This window comes from Streptomyces sp. 1222.5, from assembly GCF_900105245.1.
In the GTDB taxonomy this organism is placed as follows: domain Bacteria; phylum Actinomycetota; class Actinomycetes; order Streptomycetales; family Streptomycetaceae; genus Streptomyces; species Streptomyces albidocamelliae.
In genome coordinates, this window is the sequence record NZ_FNSZ01000001.1 from 3,508,313 (window position 1) to 3,527,102 (window position 18,790).

Here is an 18,790-nt window from a genome sequence, read left to right on the forward strand (position 1 = left end):
GGCGCGATCTCAGACGGGCCGTGAGGCGGCCGCCGGGGCGCCGGCAGGCTCCCAGGGCCGGCCGGCGGCGGTCGCGGCCCCACCGCGGAGGCGGATCCGCGATACCCGTGGTGCTGCCGGCCCCCCGGAGGGGTCAGCGGCGGCGGAGGTCTGCGACTCGGGCTCGGTCGGTTGTGGCCGGGTCCGCGAGGCCCGCGGTGGAGCGGAGGGGGACGTGGCCCCGGCGGGGGCCGGGGAGGGCCCGCTGCTGGCGTGCGGCAGGCCCTTGCTCACCCCCCGGGGCTCCGGTCGCCCCGGCCACGGCGATCTGCACCCCCTGGTCGGCCAGGGCCTGCAACTCGGTGGCGGCGCGGTCGTCGTGGGCCGGCGGCTCGTCGGTGACCAGGCGGGTGATGAGGTCCGTCGGCACGGTCTGGAACATCGTGTCCGTACCGAGCTTGGTGTGGTCGGCGAGGACCACGACCTCCGCCGCGGCCTGGACGAGGGCCCGGTCCACCGACGCCGAGAGCATGTTGGACGTGGACAGACCACGCTCGGCCGTCAGGCCGCTCCCGGACAGGAAGGCCTTGGACACGCGCAGCCCCTGCAGGGACTGCTCGGCGCCGGAGCCCACGAGGGCGTAGTTGGAGCCGCGCAGGGTGCCCCCGGTCATCACGACCTCCACCCGGTTGGCATGGGCCAACGCCTGGGCCACCAGGAGGGAGTTGGTGACGACCGTCAGACCCGGCACGCGCGCCAGGCGGCGGGCCAGCTCCTGCGTGGTCGTCCCGGCTCCGACGACGATGGCCTCGCCCTCTTCGACGAGGCCCGCGGCGAGATCGGCGATGGCCGTCTTCTCCGCGGTCGCGAGATGGGACTTCTGCGGAAAGCCGGACTCCCGCGTGAACCCGCCCGGCAGTACCGCACCGCCGTGCCGGCGGTCGAGGAGTCCTTCGGCCTCCAGTGCCCGCACGTCCCGCCGTACGGTCACTTCGGAGGTCTGGACGACGCGGGCGAGTTCACGGAGCGACACGGCACCGTTCGCTCGCACCATTTCGAGAATCAATTGGCGACGTTCAGCAGCGAACACGAAACTGACAGTAACCCCAGCGACCGTCTGGTTTCAGCAGTTTGCGCCGAATAACAGAAGTTGTTCGCATGGTGGGGCGGGGAGTGGTATAGGACCTATCCGCCCCGACTATGCCGCCCGCACACGCCGCAACTCCCCGTGACCAGCGGGAAGTTGCGTGACGGTCAGGCCTCCGCGCTCGCCTTGCGCGTGTGCAGCTGCCGGGCGACCTCCGCGATCGACCCCGAAAGGGAGGGGTACACCGTGAACGCGTTCGCGATCTGTTCGACCGTCAGATTGTTGTCGACGGCGATCGAGATCGGGTGGATGAGTTCCGACGCACGGGGCGCCACGACCACACCGCCGACGACGATGCCCGTGCCCGGCCGGCAGAAGATCTTCACGAAGCCGTCCCGGATGCCCTGCATCTTGGCCCGCGGGTTGCGCAGCAGGGGCAGTTTGACGACCCGCGCGTCGATCTTGCCCGCGTCCACGTCCGCCTGCGTGTAGCCGACGGTGGCGATCTCGGGGTCGGTGAAGACGTTGGAGGAGACCGTCTTCAGGTTCAGCGGTGCCACCGCGTCGCCGAGGAAGTGGTACATGGCGATACGTCCCTGCATCGCGGCGACGGACGCGAGGGCGAAGACACCGGTCACGTCACCGGCCGCGTACACGCCGGGAGCGGTCGTCCTGGACACCTTGTCGGTCCAGATGTGGCCCGACTCGCGCAGCTTGACGCCGGCCTCCTCCAGACCGAGCCCCGCGCTGTTGGGGATGGCACCGACGGCCATGAGGCAGTGGGAGCCGCTGATGACCCGACCGTCGGCCAGCGTCACCTCGACCCGGTCGCCGACGCGCTTGGCGGACTGCGCGCGGGAGCGGGCCATGACGTTCATGCCGCGGCGGCGGAAGACGTCCTCCAGGACGGCGGCGGCGTCCGGGTCCTCACCCGGCAGCACCCGGTCCCGGGAGGAGACGAGCGTGACCTTCGAACCGAGGGCCTGGTAGGCACCGGCGAACTCGGCGCCGGTCACGCCGGAGCCGACCACGATCAGCTCTTCCGGCAGCTCGTCGAGGTCGTAGACCTGGGTCCAGTTGAGGATGCGCTCGCCGTCGGGCTGCGCGTCGGGCAGCTCGCGCGGATGACCGCCGGTGGCGATGAGGACGGCGTCGGCGGTGAGGGTCTCCTCGTTGCCGTCGGCGGCGGTGACGACGACCTTGCGCGAGCCGTCGAGGCCCTGCATGCCGTCCAGCCGGCCGCGGCCGCGCATGACCCGGGCGCCGGCGCGGGTGACGGAGGCGGTGATGTCGTGGGACTGCGCGAGGGCCAGCCGCTTCACCCGGCGGTTGACCTTCCCGAGGTCCACGCCGACCACCCGGGCCGCCTGCTCCAGCGGCGGGGTGTCGTCGGCGACGATGATGCCCAGCTCTTCGTACGAGGAGTCGAAGGTGGTCATCACCTCGGCCGTAGCGATAAGGGTCTTCGACGGTACGCAGTCGGTCAGCACCGACGCCCCGCCCAGACCGTCGCAGTCGACGACGGTCACCTCCGCGCCGAGCTGGGCGGCCACCAGGGCCGCCTCGTATCCGCCGGGTCCGCCACCGATGATCACGATCCGAGTCACGTACTCCATTGTCCCGCACGCTTCAAGGTGCTACTGCCCGGGGGCGTACCCGGGGTTCCCGAGGGACACGAGTGGCCCGCGTTTCCCCTGACGTACGCTCTCCCCATGTCGCTCTATGCCGCGTACGCCGGCAACCTCGACGCCCGGCTGATGTCCCGCCGCGCCCCGCACTCGCCGCTGCGCGCCACCGGCTGGCTGAGCGAGTGGCGGCTGACCTTCGGCGGCGAGCAGCTGGGCTGGGAGGGCGCGCTGGCGACGATCGTGGAGGACCCGCTGGCCCAGGTCTTCGTCGGCCTCTACGACCTCGCGCCCATGGACGAGGAGTCGCTGGACCGGTGGGAGGGCGTGGGCCTCGGCATCTACCGGCGCACCCGCGTGCGCGTGCACACCCTGGACGGCGAGGAGTCGGCCTGGACGTACGTGCTCAACGGCTACGAGGGCGGTCTGCCCTCGGCGCGGTACCTCGGTGAGGTCGCCGACGCCGCCGAGTCCGCCGGGGCACCGCACGACTATGTGATGGAGCTCCGCAAGCGCCCCTGCTGAACGGCCGAAGCGCGGTTTTGCTGCACTTTTGCCCACCCCTTGTGGAAAACGACAAGACAACGATCTCCATTACGTGGGCATTGTCATCTACGCGCGTAGGCGCAGACCGGCTACCCTCGTCGGCGTGAACGCATCTCTTCTTCCGGACGACATCCAGGGCGACCCCTACGCCGCCGCCGACGCCGCCGCCGCGCGCCTGCGCGAACTGACCGGCGCCGAGACCCACGACGTCGCCCTCGTGATGGGCTCCGGCTGGGCCCCGGCCGTCGACGCACTGGGCGCCCCCGACGCCGAGTTCCAGGTCACCGAGCTGCCCGGCTTCCCGCCGCCGGCCGTCGAGGGGCACGGCGGCAAGATCCGCTCGTACTCCTTCGGTGACAAGCGCGCGCTGGTCTTCCTGGGCCGTACGCACTACTACGAGGGCCGTGGCGTCGCCGCCGTCTCCCACGGTGTGCGCACCGCCGTCGCGGCCGGCTGCAAGACCGTGGTCCTCACCAACGGCTGCGGCGGCCTGCGCGAGGGCATGCGCCCCGGCCAGCCGGTGCTGATCAGCGACCACATCAACCTGACGGCGACGTCGCCGATCGTCGGCGCGAACTTCGTCGACCTGACGGACCTGTACTCGCCGCGCCTGCGCGCCCTGTGCAAGGAGATCGACCCCTCCCTGGAGGAGGGCGTCTACGCGCAGTTCCCCGGCCCGCACTACGAGACCCCGGCCGAGATCCGCATGGCCCGTGTCATCGGCGCGGACCTGGTGGGCATGTCGACGGTCCTGGAGGCCATCGCCGCCCGCGAGGCCGGCGCCGAGATCCTGGGCATCTCGCTGGTCACCAACCTGGCCGCGGGCATGACGGGCGAGCCCCTCAACCACGAGGAGGTCCTCCAGGCGGGCCGCGACTCGGCGGCGCGCATGGGCCAGCTGCTGACCCAGGTGCTCGGCAGGATCTAGGCGGCACACGCTCGAGACACGCACGGCGCGCCGGACCGGGCGCGGGACGGGCACGGTGGCGAACGGGACGCGGTACGCGCGTCACGACGAGCCGGGTGCGGTGCCGCGGTCGGTTCGGGGGCGTGGTGCCGCCGCCCGCCCGGCCGGGGTCCGGTGCGCTGCCGGTAACCGTGCGGAACGGGCCCGGACCGCGGTCGGCGTTCACCGGATGTCCCGGACCGCGGTGCCCCGGCCGGACGCGCGAGCCTCCGCGGGCCGGGCGCGGCGGCGCGGAACGTGCCGGGGCGGGCACACGTAACGCCATCGGCGTTGGACGGGGGTTCGGGGGCCGAGTCCCCGGCCGGACCAGGCAGACACAGGAGAGGTTGATCCCAAGGTGCACGACGATCTGATCGCCCGGGCCAGGACATGGCTCGCCGAGGACCCCGACACGGAGACCCGTGACGAACTCGCCAAGCTGATCGACGCCGGGGACGTGACCGAACTGTCGTCCCGCTTCTCCGGCACGCTCCAGTTCGGCACCGCCGGCCTGCGCGGGGAGCTCGGCGCCGGCCCGATGCGCATGAACCGCGGCGTCGTCATCCGCGCCGCCGCCGGCCTCGCCGCGTACCTGAAGAAGAACGGGACGCCGCACGGGGACGGCACCGCCGGCCTCGTCGTCATCGGCTACGACGCCCGCCACAAGTCCGCCGACTTCGCCCGCGACACCGCCGCCGTGATGACCGGCGCCGGGCTGCGTGCGGCCGTACTCCCGCGGCCCCTCCCGACGCCGGTGCTGGCGTTCGCGATCAGGCACCTGGGCGCGGTGGCCGGCGTGGAGGTCACCGCCAGCCACAACCCGCCCCGGGACAACGGCTACAAGGTGTACCTCGGCGACGGCTCCCAGATCGTGCCGCCCGCCGACGCGGGGATCGCCGCCGAGATCGACGCGATCGTCTCCCTGAACGACGTACCGCGCCCGGAGGCCGGCTGGGAGATCCTGGACGACTCGGTCCTGGGCGCCTATCTGGCCCGTACGGACGCCGTCCTGGCGGCGGGCTCCCCGCGCACCGCCCGCACGGTCTACACGGCGATGCACGGCGTCGGCAGGGACGTCCTGCTGGCCGCCTTCGCCCGCGCCGGTTTCCCCGAGCCGGTGCTGGTGGCCGAGCAGGCCGACCCGGACCCCGACTTCCCGACGGTGGCCTTCCCCAACCCGGAGGAGCCGGGCGCGATGGACCTCGCGTTCGCGCGGGCCCGTGCCACCGACCCGGACCTGATCATCGCCAACGACCCCGACGCGGACCGCTGCGCGGTGGCCGTGAAGGACGGCGGCGACTGGCGGATGCTGCGCGGCGACGAGGTCGGCGCCCTGCTCGCCGCGCACCTGGTCCGCCGCGGGGTGAGCGGCACCTTCGCGGAGTCGATCGTCTCCTCCTCGCTGCTCGGGCGGATCGCCGGGAAGGCGGGGCTGCCGTTCGAGGAGACCCTGACCGGCTTCAAGTGGATCGCCCGCGTGGACGGTCTGCGCTACGGCTACGAGGAGGCCCTCGGCTACTGCGTGGACCCGGAGGGCGTGCGCGACAAGGACGGCATCACCGCCGCGCTGCTGATCACGGAGCTGGCGTCCGGGCTGAAGGAGGAGGGCCGCACCCTCCTCGACCTGCTCGACGACCTCGCCGTGGAGCACGGTCTGCACGCCACCGACCAGCTGTCGGTCCGCGTCCAGGACCTCTCGGTCATCGCCGACGCGATGAGCCGTCTGCGGGAGCAGCCGCCGACCGGGCTCGCCGGCCTTGCCATCACCCGTGCCGAGGACCTGACCCGGGGCACGGAGACGCTGCCGCCCACGGACGGCCTGCGCTACACGCTCGACGGCGCCCGGGTCATCGTCCGGCCGAGCGGCACCGAGCCGAAGCTGAAGTGCTACCTGGAGGTCGTCGTGCCGGTCGCGGCCCGTGCCGACCTCCCGGCCGCCCGGGCCCGCGCCACCGAGCTGCTGGCCGCCGTCAAGCGCGACCTGTCGGCCGCGGCCGGCATCTGACACCCACCGGGGTGCCCCTGTCCCGCACGGGGCACCCCGAGGGCACGTCCACGGGACGGCCGAGCGCGAGTCGCCCGCGGGCCCAGGGGCGGGTTCGGTACGTCGCCGCCGCCGGCGAGCCCGGCACCCCGGGGGCACGGCTCGGGACAGGGAGACGGGCGGCCCGTCTCCCGTCCTCCCGGGTCGGCTCGGCGGCCGGACGCACCCGGCTCGGCCGCCCCGGCCCATGCTCACGCTCCGGAGCCCGAGGGGCTCACACGGCCGTGGACGCCGCTCCTGGGCAGCCGCCCAGTCCCCGTCGGCTCCCCCGGACACCCGCGCTCGACTCACCGCCCGGGCGTCCCGTCACCCGACCCGGGCCCACGACCTCGCCGGCCGGCGCCGGCCGCCGTGTCAGCCCGTCGTCAGCAGGATGATCAGCAGGATGGCGCCGGCCAGCGCCGGGGCGAGCACCTCGTACGCCCAGCGGACCGCCGTCTCGCCCTGGGCCGTCTCCTCCTCCGCGCGGCGTTCCAGCGTCTCGCACAGGTCGTCCATGACCTGGTCGGTCTCGGACCGGGTCGGGCCGGTCTCCGCGCCGCGCAGGCCGAAGCCGCCGAAGCCGAGACCGCTCGGCGAGAGGCCGCCGCCGACCCGGCCCGGCGTCGTACCCCGGGCCGCGTCCGCCGCCGCCCGCTGCTGGCGGCGCGCCGCCTTCTTGCGGGCCCGCAGCGAGACGGGGATCGCCCACAGCTGGTACTTCGCGCCGGACTTGGTGACGACCTCGTTGGAGAAGCCGGAGCGCAGGCCGGAGACCTGGCCCCAGGGCAGGGAGATCACCCGCAGCGGGTTGCGGATGCGCAGCCGGTCGTCGTTCACGAAGACGGCGGGGCGCAGCGTGAAGGCCGCGACCAGCGGGACGACGAGGATCAGGCCGGCGAGCGCCAGCCACGGGACGCGGCCGTGGCCCTTGAACAGCGCGTCGAAGCCCAGCCAGCAGACGACGACGAGCAGCAGCACCCCGCCCACGAGCGCCATGGGCGAGCGGTAGATCCGGTCCTTGGCGGCGGGGGCCGGAGGCTGTGACGCGGGTGACGGGTGGTCCGGGGTCATGGCCCCGATTCTGCACGACACCGCCGCGGCTGCTCCCACACGCCCCGGGACCGGCGCTCATCCGTGATCTTCCAGCGCGTGATGAGCACCGGGGCTGTACAGCTGCTACGCGCGTAGATATGCTCGTCTGGTGACCATGCCCACTACCGCACCCACAGCTCACGCTCTCGCCGACGTCACCGCGTCCGACAGCACGCTGCGCCGCTTCCTGCACGGGCTGCCCGGCGTCGACGCGGTCGGCCTGGAGGCGCGCGCCGCGTCCCTCGGCACCCGTTCCATCAAGACCACCGCGAAGGCGTACGCCATCGACCTCGCCATCTCGATGGTCGACCTGACGACGCTGGAAGGCGCGGACACCCCGGGCAAGGTCCGGGCGCTCGGCGCCAAGGCCGTCCATCCCGACCCCACGGACCGTACGGCCCCGGCCACGGCCGCGGTCTGCGTCTACCCCGACATGGTGGCCACCGCCAAGGAGGCCGTCGCCGGCTCCGGCGTGAAGGTCGCCTCGGTGGCCACCGCGTTCCCGGCCGGCCGCGCCGCCCTCGACGTGAAGCTGGCCGACGTCCGTGACGCGGTCGCCGCCGGCGCCGACGAGATCGACATGGTCATCGACCGGGGCGCGTTCCTCGCCGGCAAGTACCTGAAGGTGTACGACGAGATCGTCGCCGTGAAGGAGGCCTGCGGCAGCAGCGCCCGCCTGAAGGTCATCTTCGAGACCGGCGAGCTGTCGACGTACGACAACATCCGCCGCGCGTCCTGGCTGGGCATGCTGGCCGGCGCGGACTTCATCAAGACCTCCACCGGCAAGGTCGCCGTCAACGCGACCCCGGCGAACACGCTGCTGATGCTGGAGGCGGTGCGCGACTTCCGCGCCCAGACCGGCGTCCAGATCGGCGTGAAGCCTGCCGGCGGCATCCGCACCAGCAAGGACGCCATCAAGTTCCTGGTCCTGGTCAACGAGACCGCGGGCGCGGACTGGCTGGACAACCACTGGTTCCGCTTCGGCGCCTCCTCGCTCCTGAACGACCTGCTGATGCAGCGCCAGAAGCTGGCCACCGGCCGCTACTCCGGCCCCGACTACGTGACGGTGGACTGATCACGATGGCTTCCGTATTCGACTACGCACCGGCGCCCGAGTCCCGTTCGGTCGTCGACATCGCCCCTTCCTACGGCCTGTTCATCGACGGCGAGTTCGCCGAGGCGGCCGACGGCAAGGTCTTCAAGACGGTCAGCCCGTCGACCGAGGAGGTCCTCTCCGAGGTCGCGCAGGCCGGTCCCGAGGACGTCGACCGGGCGGTCAGGGCCGCCCGCAAGGCGTTCGAGAAGTGGTCGGCGCTGCCCGGTTCCGAGCGGGCCAAGTACCTCTTCCGCATCGCCCGGATCATCCAGGAGCGCAGCCGCGAGCTGGCCGTCCTGGAAACCCTGGACAACGGCAAGCCGATCAAGGAGACCCGGGACGCGGACCTCCCGCTGGTCGCCGCGCACTTCTTCTACTACGCGGGATGGGCCGACAAGCTCGACCACGCCGGTTTCGGCGCGGACCCGAGGCCGCTGGGCGTGGCCGGCCAGGTCATCCCGTGGAACTTCCCGCTGCTCATGCTGGCGTGGAAGATCGCCCCGGCCCTCGCGACCGGCAACACGGTCGTGCTGAAGCCGGCGGAGACCACCCCCCTGTCCGCGCTCTTCTTCGCGGACATCTGCCGCCAGGCGGGCCTGCCCAAGGGCGTCGTCAACATCCTCCCGGGCTACGGCGACGCGGGTGCCGCGCTCGTCGCGCACCCGGACGTGAACAAGGTCGCCTTCACCGGCTCCACGGCCGTCGGCAAGGAGATCGCCCGCACGGTCGCGGGCACGAGGAAGAAGCTCACCCTGGAGCTGGGCGGCAAGGGCGCCAACATCGTCTTCGACGACGCCCCGATCGACCAGGCCGTCGAGGGCATCGTGACCGGCATCTTCTTCAACCAGGGCCAGGTCTGCTGCGCGGGCTCCCGCCTCCTCGTCCAGGAGTCGATCCAGGACGAGCTGCTGGACTCCCTCAAGCGCCGGCTGTCCACCCTGCGCCTCGGCGACCCGCTGGACAAGAACACCGACATCGGCGCGATCAACTCCGCCGAGCAGCTGGCCCGTATCACCGCGCTCACCGAGCAGGGCGAGGCGGAGGGCGCCGAGCGCTGGTCCCCGGCCTGCGAACTGCCGTCGGCGGGTTACTGGTTCGCGCCGACGCTGTTCACGAACGTCACCCAGGCCCACACCATCGCCCGTGACGAGATCTTCGGCCCGGTGCTGTCGGTGCTCACCTTCCGCACGCCCGACGAGGCGGTCGCCAAGGCGAACAACACGCAGTACGGCCTGTCGGCGGGCATCTGGACCGAGAAGGGCTCCCGGATCCTGGCCGTCGCGAACAAGCTGCGCGCCGGTGTCGTCTGGTCCAACACGTTCAACAAGTTCGACCCGACGTCGCCGTTCGGCGGCTACAAGGAGTCGGGCTTCGGCCGCGAGGGCGGCCGCCACGGCCTGGAGGCGTACCTCGATGTCTGATCGGCTCACTGTCTTCAAGACCTACAAGCTGTACGTCGGCGGGAAGTTCCCGCGTTCCGAGAGCGGCCGGGTGTACGAGGTGACCGACCCCAAGGGCAAGTGGCTGGCCAACGCTCCCCAGTCCTCCCGCAAGGACGCCCGTGACGCGGTGGTCGCCGCGCGCAAGGCGTTCGGCGGCTGGGCCGGCGCGACCGCCTACAACCGCGGCCAGGTCCTCTACCGCGTCGCCGAGATGCTGGAGGGCCGCCGCGAGCAGTTCGTGCGCGAAGTGGCCGACGCGGAGGGGCTGTCCAAGTCGAAGGCGGCCGGGGTCGTGGACGCCGCGATCGACCGCTGGGTCTGGTACGCGGGCTGGACCGACAAGATCGCCCAGGTGATCGGCGGGGCCAACCCGGTCGCCGGCCCGTACTTCAACCTGTCGTCCCCCGAGCCGACCGGCGTGGTCGCCGTGCTCGCGCCGCAGGAGTCGTCCTTCCTGGGCCTGGTGTCGGTGGTGGCCCCGGTGATCGCCACCGGCAACACGGCGGTCGTCGTGGCGTCCGAGAAGGCGCCGCTGCCCGCCCTGTCCCTGGGCGAGGTGCTGGCCACCTCCGACGTCCCGGGCGGTGTCGTCAACGTCCTGTCCGGCCGTACGGCGGAGATCGCGGCGCCGCTGGCCGCGCACCAGGACGTCAACGCGATCGACCTCGCGGGCGCCGACGAGGTGCTGGCGAAGGAGCTGGAGATCGCGGCTGCGGACAACCTGAAGCGCGTCCTGCGTCCACAGCCTGTGGATCATTTCGCGACGCCGGGCACCGACCGGATGACGGCATTCCTGGAGACCAAGACGGTCTGGCACCCGACGGGGTCGCTGGGCGCCTCGGGGTCCGCCTACTGACGCGGACCACGCGACACGGGGATCCACGGGATCCGTGCGGGGAACCGCGGGTCCGGCCGGGTGCGGGTCACCTCCGGCCGGTCACGCGGTTCCCCGTCTCGTTTCAGGGGCGGTTCAGCGGCCCAGTGAGCCCAGGACCTGCCCGACCACCGGCACGCTGCCGAGCGACTCCGCCTGGGCCAGCGGGCGCGTCACCATCTGGGACGAGAGCGGCTGGAAGTCCGCCAGCTGGGTGCCCACCCCGTTGTCCAGCGGGTCCACGCCCGTGCCGGCGAGCGGGTTGGGCTTGAGGGCGGCCACCGGTCCGGTGACGTAGCCGACGATGCCGGTCGCGGCGCCCACGCCCGCCTGGGGGTCGACGTTGCCGAGCCCGAGCGGCCGGTAGTTGAGACCGGCGACCGGAACCGAGTCCGCCGACGCCGAGGCCGCCCCGGCTCCGAGTGCCGCTCCGGCCGCCGCCAGGACGATCAGGGCGCGCCGCGCGGTGGAGTGGTGGGAAGAGGTGTGTCGGGCCATCGCTGGTGCCACCTTCTGGTGCGCAGGGTAATGCTGTCGCCACGTAGGGTAGTTGAGGTGCGTCTCACGCTCAAAAGCCGACCCGCGGGGTCGGCAGGCGGGCCGCCGTACGTCAAACTGGTGTTCCGTGAGCCTTCATCCTCCGTCTCCCGCCCGTGTCGTGCTGCTGTGCGGCCCCTCGGGCTCGGGCAAGTCCCTCGTCGCCGCCCGTTCCGGGCTGCCCGTCCTTCGCCTGGACGACTTCTACAAGGAAGCCGGCGACCCGACTCTGCCCCTGGTGGAGGGGAGTTCGGACATCGACTGGGACCACCCGGAGTCGTGGGACGCCGAGGTCGCGGTCGAGGCCATCGTCCGGCTGTGCGCCACGGGGTCGACGCCGGTGCCGGTGTACGACCTCTCGCTGAGCGCCCGGACCGGCGAGGAGACGCTGAGCATCGGCCGGACCCCGCTGTTCATCGCGGAGGGCATCTTCGCGGCGGAGATAGTCGAGCGCTGCCGGGAACGGGGCGTCCTCGCGGACGCGCTGTGCCTGAACCGCGGTCCGTTCACCACCTTCCGGCGGCGGTTCCTGCGCGACCTCAAGGAGGGCCGCAAGTCGGTGCCGTTCCTGGTGCGCCGCGGCTGGCGGCTGATGCGCACGGAACGCTCGATCGTCGCCCGCCAGGTGGCCCTGGGCGCGCATCCGTGCGACCGCGACGAGGCGCTGGGCCGGCTGGCGTCGGCGGCGGTGGGGCGGCAGACGCGGCAGCGGACGGTGGCCTGACCGTCCCGGCGGCCCGCCGGCCGTCGCCCGTGCGGGCCGTTCGTCCACGCGGGCCGTCGTGACGGAAACGCGAAACGGGACTGGTTGGACCCCCCGGCCCACCAGTCCCGCTCCTCTGTGCTCCCCCGTGGGTCCCACCCCCCAGTGGTCCCCCGTTTTTCCCCCGTGTTCCTCCCCCGTGACCTCAGGCGACCAGTTCGCCGAAGGCGTTCTCCTCGTCACGGCCGAAGCTGAGGACCTCGTCCTCGCGCAGCCGGCGGAGCGACCGCCAGATGCTCGACTTCACCGTGCCGACACTGATGCCGAGGATGTCCGCGATCTCCGGGTCCGTGCGGCCCTCGTAGTAGCGCAGGACCAGCATGGTGCGCTGGAGTTCGGGCAGCCGGGCGAGCGCCTGCCACAGGACCGCGCGCAGCTCCGTGCCGCGCATCGCGTCCGTCTCGCCGGGCGTCTCCGGCAGTTCCTCGGTCGGGTACTCGTTGAGCTTGCGGCGCCGCCAGGCGCTGATGTGCAGGTTCGTCATCGTCCGGCGGAGGTATCCGCCGACGGCCGCCTTGTCGCTGATCCGGTCCCAGGCCTTGTACGTCGAGAACAGCGCGCTCTGCAGCAGGTCCTCGGCCTCGAAGCGGTCACCGGTCAGGTGGTAGGCGGTGGCGTACAGGGAGGCGCGGCGCTCCTGGACGTAGGCGGTGAACTCCGCCTCCGTCAGCGAACGGCGCTCCCCCGAGTCCTCCCTGTACGCGGTTCCCCCGTGCGTTTCCCCCGTGTGCGCGTCAACCACCGTCATGTACGCGGTGTGCTGACGCCCGGTACCGCGAGCGCACCCCCGCCCGCTCACGGCACCGGACTTCTCGGAACCCCGGTGCACGTCGTGCAGACGCGTGACCACTGCGCTGGTGCTGATGCTGTGCAGCGTGTTCATCTCGCGCTCCCCGTCGTGGACTTCCGGTGACTCGGCCCTGCTCCGGGCTGGTTCCGGCTCCCCGCCGTGCCCGTGACCAAAAGACTGCCGGGGTGACTTCATCGCCGTGTCCGTCGACTGTCACAGACCTGTCACAGGGGTCCTTCCCGGCTCCGTCACAGCACGTGCACATACGGTGGCGGTAGGGAAGGGCCGGTGTCGGCAGGTCGTCCGCGACCCCCTCCATGGGCCAGAATGAGCCCCGTGCCTTCCCTGTTGCTGATCGAGGACGACGACGCCATCCGCACGGCCCTGGAGCTCTCCCTGACGCGCCAGGGCCACCGGGTGGCCACCGCTGCCAGCGGCGAGGACGGTCTGAAGCTGTTGCGTGAGCAGCGGCCGGACCTGATCGTGCTGGACGTGATGCTGCCCGGCATCGACGGGTTCGAGGTGTGCCGGCGCATCCGGCGCACCGACCAGCTGCCGATCATCCTGCTGACCGCGCGCAGCGACGACATCGACGTGGTGGTCGGACTGGAGTCCGGCGCCGACGACTATGTGGTCAAGCCGGTGCAGGGCCGGGTGCTGGACGCCCGGATCCGGGCCGTGCTGCGGCGCGGGGAGCGGGAGTCCAGCGACTCGGCGACGTTCGGCAGTCTCGTCATCGACCGCTCGGCGATGACCGTGACGAAGAACGGCGTGGATCTCCAGCTGACCCCGACCGAGCTGAGGCTGCTGCTGGAGCTGAGCCGGCGGCCCGGCCAGGCGCTGTCCCGGCAGCAGTTGCTGCGGCTGGTGTGGGAGCACGACTACCTGGGCGACTCCCGCCTGGTGGACGCGTGTGTGCAGCGGCTGCGCGCCAAGGTGGAGGACGTGCCCTCGTCCCCGACGCTGATCCGCACCGTCCGTGGTGTCGGCTACCGCCTGGACACGCCTCAGTGACCGATACGCAAGGGGGGCTCCGCGGCTGGACCGCGGGGCGCAGGGGAAGTCTGTCGCGGCTGCGCTTCACCAGCCTGAGGCTGCGACTGGTGGTGGTCTTCGCGCTGGTCGCGCTCACCGCCGCGGTGTCGGCGTCGGGCATCGCCTACTGGCTCAACCGGGAGGCCGTGCTCACCCGCGCCCAGGACGCGGTGCTGCGCGACTTCCGGCAGGAGATGCAGAACCGCGCGGGGGCGCTGCCGGAGCACCCCACGCAGGACGCCCTGCAGCGCGCCGCCGGCCAGATGGCCGCCGGGAGCCAGCACTTCAGCGTGCTGCTGGTCGGCCAGGATGCGAGCGGCAAGACGGTGTACGGCAACTCGGACGGCATCAACGGCTTCTCGCTGGAGGACGTGCCCGAGTCGCTGCGCGCGGCCGTGAACAAGCGGCAGAAGGTGACCGACTCCAACAAGGAGCCGTACCACCTGTACTGGCAGCGGGTCACGGAGCACGGCACGCCCTACCTGGTGGCCGGTACGCGGGTGATCGGCGGCGGTCCGACGGGCTACATGGCGAAGTCGCTGGAGCCCGAGGCCAAGGACCTCAACTCGCTGGCCTGGTCGCTGGGCATCGCCACCGGGCTCGCGCTGATCGGTGCCGCGCTGCTCGCGCAGGCCGCCGCGACGACCGTGCTGAAGCCGGTGCACCGGCTGGGCGTGGCCGCGAGGCGGCTGGGCGAGGGCCGGCTGGACACCCGGCTGCGGGTGTCCGGCACGGACGAACTGGCCGATCTGTCGCGGACGTTCAACAACGCGGCCGAGGCGCTGGAGAAACGGGTGGCCGAGATGGCGGCCCGGGACGACGCCTCGCGCCGGTTCGTGGCCGACATGTCGCACGAGCTGCGGACACCGCTGACCGCCATCACCGCCGTGACGGAGGTGCTGGAGGAGGAGCTGGAGTCCGAGGCCGGGAGCATGGATCCCATGATCGAGCCGGCCGTGCGGCTGGTCGTCAGCGAGACCCGGCGGCTGAACGACCTGGTCGAGAACCTGATGGAGGTCACCCGCTTCGACGCGGGCACCGCCCGGCTGGTCCTCGACGACGTGGACGTCGCCGACCAGATCACCGCGTGCATCGACGCCCGGGCCTGGCTGGACGCGGTGGAGCTGGACGCCGAGCGCGGCATCCACGCCCAGCTGGACCCGCGCCGGCTGGACGTCATCCTCGCCAACCTGATCGGCAACGCGCTCAAGCACGGCGGTTCGCCGGTGCGGGTGTCGGTGCGGGAGGCGGAGGACGAGGTGGTGATCCGGGTCCGCGACCACGGCCCCGGCATCCCGGAGGACGTCCTGCCGCACGTCTTCGACCGCTTCTACAAGGCGAGCGCGTCCCGGCCACGCTCCGAGGGCAGCGGCCTCGGCCTGTCGATCGCCCTGGAGAACGCCCACATCCACGGCGGTGAGATCATCGCCGCCAACTCGCCCGAGGGCGGTGCGGTCTTCACCCTGCGGCTGCCCCGGGACGTCTCGGGGCTGGCCGAGGACGCCGAGGCGGAGCGGCACGACGGGGAGACCGGCCGGGCCGGGAACGACGGACACGACGGTGCGGGGAAGGAGGGGTCATGACCGTAAGACGCCTGCTGGCGCTGCCCCTCCTGGGCCTGCTGCTCGCCGGTTGCGGCATCCGGGCCACGGAGGTGCCGACGGACTTCGGGGCCGCGCCCTCCCGGGTGCCGTGCTCGCTGGCCGGGCCCGACGTGTCCGCGCAGTCCGCGCACGGGGTGCCGGTGCAGGTCTTCCTGCTGTGCCGGGCGTCCCTGGCGACCGTCGACCGGACCGTGCGGGTCCCGGACGGCACCCCGGACGTCCGGCGCCGGGTGATCGTGGCGCAGGGCCTGCTGGACCAGCTCGCCGCGTCCCCGTCGGCCGCGGAGCGGGCGGCGGGTTACGCGACGCACGTGCCGGGCGGTCTGCACGTGTCCGGGCCGGGCCCCAAGGACCCCGAGGACACCTTGCGGCTGAGCGCCGTCCCGGGCCGCCTGTCGTCGTACGCGCTCGCGCAGATCGTGTGCACCCTGTCCGACTCGGCGGCCGCCGAGGGTGACGGCGCGGTGGTCCTGGGCGGACCCGGTGCCGTGTCGCCGCGGCGCTACGAGTGCACCGACGACGTCCGCACCGACCCGGGCTCCACGCCGCCCCCGTCGAGCGACGTCACGGGCGGCTAGCACCGGAAGGTTCCGGTGCGGAACCGATCCTGCCCCGCCCTGCGTCTTGGGGGGCGTGCAGCGTCAAGGCTCCGTCGGCGACAGCGCCGAGATCCGCATCCGTGCGACCGGGGGTGTCCTCCTCGTCGCGCATCTCGCTCTCGTCGCCTGGCTGATGCTGCGACCCCTGGACGTGCCCTGGGTGATGCCGCCCAACCTGCGTCCGCTGGCCGGCATCCGGGCCGATCTGGCGCTGGGCTGGCCGGCCGCGGCGAAACCCCTCGGCGAGGGCCTCGCGCTGCTCGCCCCGCTGGGTGTGCTGCTGCCGATGGCGCACGGCAGGCTCGCCGTGTCCCCGGTCGCCTCCCTGCTCCGTACGGCGGCGGCGGGCGCCCTGGTCTCCCTCGGCATCGCCCTGTTGCAGACCGGCGTGCCGGGCCGGGTCGTGGACGTCGACTCGCTGCTGCTGAACACCCTCGGGGTGATCATGGCGCACCTCGCCGTCGTGCCCGCGGGCCGTGCCGGGCTGCGGCGACGGGAGGCGTACGGGCAGGGCGCGGCGGAGCCCGTCACCGTGCAGGAGGAGTTGTCTCAGGGTCGGACCCCGACGATTCCCAGGGTCGGGATCGCCCCGTAGAGCGACGCTTCGTCCGCTTCGTCTCCGTACCGTGGAAGACAGCTGGGGACGCCGTTCGGGCGGCCCCGACCACCGGCCCCGAGCGGGCCGACGACCACGGAGGAGCCGACATGACCGCCCTTGCCCGCCCCACCCACGGCCGCGTGATCGGCGGCGTGTGCGCCGCGCTGGCACGGCGCTTCGGCACCTCGGCGACGACGATGCGGGTGATCTTCCTGCTGTCCTGCCTGCTGCCGGGCCCGCAGTTCCTGCTCTACATAGCCCTGTGGATTCTGTTGCCCTCGGAGGACAAGGCCCGCACCGCCTGGTGAGTGCCCGCACCCTGAAAGCCGTCGGGGCGCCCCGGATCCGGGGCGCCCCGACGCGTCGTACCGAAGCCGGCGTCAGCCGACCGGGACGCCGTTCACCGGCAGGCCGTGCGTGGGCAGGCCCTTCAGCGGCAGACCGCCCAGCAGGCCCGCGACCGGCTTGGTCGGCCCCTCGGCGATGACGCTCTCGGCAACCGGCTGCGCGGTGCTGAGGCCCTTGCCGACGGCCGGCTGCGCGGCGGCGACACCCCGCTCGGCCACCGGCTTGACCTGCTTCAGCGCGCCGCTGTCGGGCAGCGCCTGGACGACCTGCTGGGGAGGCAGGGTCCTGGTGACGGAGTCGAGGGTCTGCGCGGAGTCCGGGACGGCCGGGGCCGCACCGGCCGCGCCCGCACCGGCGGCGGCGAAGGCGACACCGAGGGCGGCGACACCGAGGGTCTTGGCAGCAGACTGCTTCATGGTGAATGCGTTCCTTGAATGCGGAGAAGGAGATCACGAACGATCTGAGCGGTCCACGACCGTAAACACGCGGCGCCGTCCGCCGCAAACACCGAAATGCGGACGCCTTGTGAAAGCGCGTCCGCATTTCCGGCCGGGTTCCGGTCGGCGACTAGCCCTCCGGATGACCGGAACCGCTGGTCGAAGCCGTCTGCTGGAACAGCCATTCGGATTTCAGTTCCGCATATCCGGGCTTGACGACGTCATTGATCATCGCGAGTCGTTCATCGAAAGGAATGAACGCTGATTTCATCGCATTGACGGAGAACCACTGGAGGTCGTCGAGCGTGTAGTCGAACGCCTCGACGAGGTGCTCGAATTCCCGGCTCATGGTGGTGTGCGACATCAGCCGGTTGTCGGTGTTCACGGTCGCCCGGAAGTGCAGCCTGCGCAGCAGCCCGATGGGGTGCTCGGCGTACGAGCGCGCGGCCCCGGTCTGCAGGTTGGAGCTGGGGCACAGCTCCAGCGGGATCCGCTTGTCCCGGACGTAGGACGCCAGCCGGCCGAGGGTCACCGCACCGTCCTCGGCGACCTCGATGTCGTCGATGATCCGCACCCCGTGCCCGAGCCGGTCGGCGCCGCACCACTGCAGGGCCTGCCAGATCGACGGCAGTCCGAAGGCCTCGCCGGCGTGGATGGTGAAGTGGTTGTTCTCCCGCTTCAGGTACTCGAAGGCGTCGAGGTGCCGGGTGGGCGGATGGCCGGCCTCGGCGCCGGCGATGTCGAAGCCGACCACGCCGGAGTCCCGGTGACGGTTGGCGAGTTCGGCGATCTCCAGGGAGCGGGCCGCGTGCCGCATGGCGGTCAGCAGGGCGCCGACCCGGATGCGGTGCCCGTTCTCGCGGGCGATCCGCTCCCCCTGCCGGAACCCCTCGTTGACGGCCTCGACCACCTGCTCCAGGGTCAGACCCTGGTCGAGGTGCTGTTCGGGCGCGTACCGCACCTCCGCGTAGACGACCCCGTCCTCGGCGAGGTCCTCGGCGCACTCCCGGGCGACCCGGACGAGCGCCTCCCGGGTCTGCATCACGCCGACGGTGTGCCGGAAGGTCTCCAGGTACCGTTCCAGCGAGCCGGAGTCGGCGGCCTCGCGGAACCAGATGCCGAGCTTGTCCGGGTCGGTCTCGGGAAGATCCGGGTAGCCCGTCTCCCGGGCGAGTTCGACGACGGTGCCCGGGCGGAGCCCGCCGTCGAGATGATCGTGCAGCAGAACCTTGGGGGCCCGGCGGATCTGGTCCGCCGTCGGTACGTGTGCCGGGATGTGCGCCGGGACGGTCCCAGCCGGTGCAGTCTGGCTCGTCATTTCCGCACTCTAACGCCTACGCGCGTAGAGAGACCGGTGTACGCGTCA

At 72.3% G+C, this 18,790-nt stretch carries 19 protein-coding genes; 12 read left to right on the forward strand and 7 right to left on the reverse strand.

The window, feature by feature from the left end; genetic code table 11:
- Positions 1 to 133 precede the first annotated feature (133 nt).
- A complete protein-coding gene (locus tag BLW57_RS15665; RefSeq protein WP_256339494.1) occupies positions 134 to 1,045 on the reverse strand; it encodes a DeoR/GlpR family DNA-binding transcription regulator in 912 nt (303 codons plus the stop codon).
- 188 nt (positions 1,046 to 1,233) lie between these two features.
- Positions 1,234 to 2,682: an NAD(P)H-quinone dehydrogenase gene (locus BLW57_RS15670; RefSeq protein WP_093475212.1), complete on the reverse strand. Its 1,449-nt coding sequence runs from the start codon at positions 2,680 to 2,682 to the stop codon at positions 1,234 to 1,236.
- Between the two features lie 96 nt (positions 2,683 to 2,778).
- Here BLW57_RS15670 and BLW57_RS15675 point away from each other — a divergent pair, with 96 nt between their 5' ends.
- The 3 genes from BLW57_RS15675 to BLW57_RS15685 all read left to right on the forward strand — a co-directional run bounded on the left by BLW57_RS15675 (position 2,779) and on the right by BLW57_RS15685 (position 6,188).
- Positions 2,779 to 3,216, forward strand: coding sequence for a gamma-glutamylcyclotransferase family protein (locus BLW57_RS15675; RefSeq protein WP_073888999.1), 438 nt, complete (start codon positions 2,779 to 2,781; stop codon positions 3,214 to 3,216).
- 124 nt (positions 3,217 to 3,340) lie between these two features.
- Positions 3,341 to 4,165, forward strand: a complete 825-nt coding sequence (locus tag BLW57_RS15680) for a purine-nucleoside phosphorylase (RefSeq protein ID WP_093475214.1) — start codon at positions 3,341 to 3,343, stop codon at positions 4,163 to 4,165.
- Positions 4,166 to 4,541: 376 nt separating this feature from the next.
- Complete coding sequence (locus BLW57_RS15685) at positions 4,542 to 6,188, forward strand: phospho-sugar mutase (RefSeq protein WP_093475215.1); 1,647 nt, start codon at positions 4,542 to 4,544, stop codon at positions 6,186 to 6,188.
- Between the two features lie 393 nt (positions 6,189 to 6,581).
- Here the strand turns inward: BLW57_RS15685 and BLW57_RS15690 are convergent, their stop codons facing one another.
- Complete coding sequence (locus BLW57_RS15690) at positions 6,582 to 7,280, reverse strand: PH domain-containing protein (RefSeq protein ID WP_093475217.1); 699 nt, start codon at positions 7,278 to 7,280, stop codon at positions 6,582 to 6,584.
- Between the two features lie 136 nt (positions 7,281 to 7,416).
- Between BLW57_RS15690 and deoC the strand changes: the two genes are divergently transcribed.
- The 3 genes from deoC to BLW57_RS15705 are packed head-to-tail and all read left to right on the forward strand — an operon-like array spanning position 7,417 to position 10,695.
- The gene (deoC, locus tag BLW57_RS15695; protein ID WP_093475218.1) at positions 7,417 to 8,376 is read left to right on the forward strand and encodes a deoxyribose-phosphate aldolase; all 960 of its coding nucleotides are present in this window, start codon (positions 7,417 to 7,419) and stop codon (positions 8,374 to 8,376) included.
- Positions 8,377 to 8,381: 5 nt separating this feature from the next.
- Positions 8,382 to 9,818, forward strand: coding sequence for an aldehyde dehydrogenase family protein (locus tag BLW57_RS15700; protein WP_093475219.1), 1,437 nt, complete (start codon positions 8,382 to 8,384; stop codon positions 9,816 to 9,818).
- Positions 9,811 to 10,695: an aldehyde dehydrogenase family protein gene (locus BLW57_RS15705; RefSeq protein ID WP_093475221.1), complete on the forward strand. Its 885-nt coding sequence runs from the start codon at positions 9,811 to 9,813 to the stop codon at positions 10,693 to 10,695. The genes BLW57_RS15700 and BLW57_RS15705 overlap by 8 nt, the downstream gene beginning before the upstream one ends.
- 114 nt (positions 10,696 to 10,809) lie before the next feature.
- Here the strand turns inward: BLW57_RS15705 and BLW57_RS15710 are convergent, their stop codons facing one another.
- On the reverse strand, positions 10,810 to 11,211 hold the full coding sequence (locus BLW57_RS15710; protein ID WP_093475222.1) for a hypothetical protein: 402 nt from the start codon (positions 11,209 to 11,211) through the stop codon (positions 10,810 to 10,812).
- Positions 11,212 to 11,371: 160 nt separating this feature from the next.
- On the opposite strand from BLW57_RS15710, the gene BLW57_RS15715 reads away from it, so the two are divergent.
- Entirely contained in the window at positions 11,372 to 11,974 is a 603-nt protein-coding gene (locus tag BLW57_RS15715; protein WP_093475224.1) for a uridine kinase family protein, read from the forward strand.
- A gap of 184 nt (positions 11,975 to 12,158) precedes the next feature.
- On the opposite strand, the gene BLW57_RS15720 is transcribed toward BLW57_RS15715, so the two are convergent.
- Positions 12,159 to 12,896 carry a SigE family RNA polymerase sigma factor gene (locus tag BLW57_RS15720; RefSeq protein WP_093475225.1) on the reverse strand — a complete coding sequence of 246 codons (738 nt, stop codon included), beginning with the start codon at positions 12,894 to 12,896 and terminating at the stop codon, positions 12,159 to 12,161.
- A gap of 243 nt (positions 12,897 to 13,139) precedes the next feature.
- Between BLW57_RS15720 and afsQ1 the strand changes: the two genes are divergently transcribed.
- The 5 genes from afsQ1 (at position 13,140) to BLW57_RS15745 (ending at position 16,947) form a co-directional block, all read left to right on the forward strand.
- A complete protein-coding gene (afsQ1, locus tag BLW57_RS15725; protein ID WP_176985599.1) occupies positions 13,140 to 13,817 on the forward strand; it encodes a two-component system response regulator AfsQ1 in 678 nt (225 codons plus the stop codon).
- Positions 13,814 to 15,421, forward strand: coding sequence for a sensor histidine kinase (locus tag BLW57_RS15730; RefSeq protein ID WP_176985600.1), 1,608 nt, complete (start codon positions 13,814 to 13,816; stop codon positions 15,419 to 15,421). The genes afsQ1 and BLW57_RS15730 overlap by 4 nt, the downstream gene beginning before the upstream one ends.
- On the forward strand, positions 15,418 to 16,020 hold the full coding sequence (locus BLW57_RS15735; protein WP_093475227.1) for a hypothetical protein: 603 nt from the start codon (positions 15,418 to 15,420) through the stop codon (positions 16,018 to 16,020). Before BLW57_RS15730 ends, BLW57_RS15735 begins: the two co-directional genes overlap by 4 nt.
- 55 nt (positions 16,021 to 16,075) lie before the next feature.
- Entirely contained in the window at positions 16,076 to 16,636 is a 561-nt protein-coding gene (locus tag BLW57_RS15740) for a VanZ family protein (protein WP_093475228.1), read from the forward strand.
- A 110-nt stretch (positions 16,637 to 16,746) separates the two neighbouring features.
- Positions 16,747 to 16,947, forward strand: coding sequence for a PspC domain-containing protein (locus BLW57_RS15745; RefSeq protein ID WP_093475230.1), 201 nt, complete (start codon positions 16,747 to 16,749; stop codon positions 16,945 to 16,947).
- 72 nt (positions 16,948 to 17,019) lie between these two features.
- Here BLW57_RS15745 and BLW57_RS15750 read toward each other — a convergent pair whose 3' ends face one another.
- The gene (locus BLW57_RS15750) at positions 17,020 to 17,403 is read right to left on the reverse strand and encodes an ATP-binding protein (RefSeq protein ID WP_093475231.1); all 384 of its coding nucleotides are present in this window, start codon (positions 17,401 to 17,403) and stop codon (positions 17,020 to 17,022) included.
- A gap of 151 nt (positions 17,404 to 17,554) precedes the next feature.
- Positions 17,555 to 18,742, reverse strand: a complete 1,188-nt coding sequence (locus BLW57_RS15755) for an adenosine deaminase (protein WP_093475233.1) — start codon at positions 18,740 to 18,742, stop codon at positions 17,555 to 17,557.
- Positions 18,743 to 18,790 lie beyond the last annotated feature (48 nt).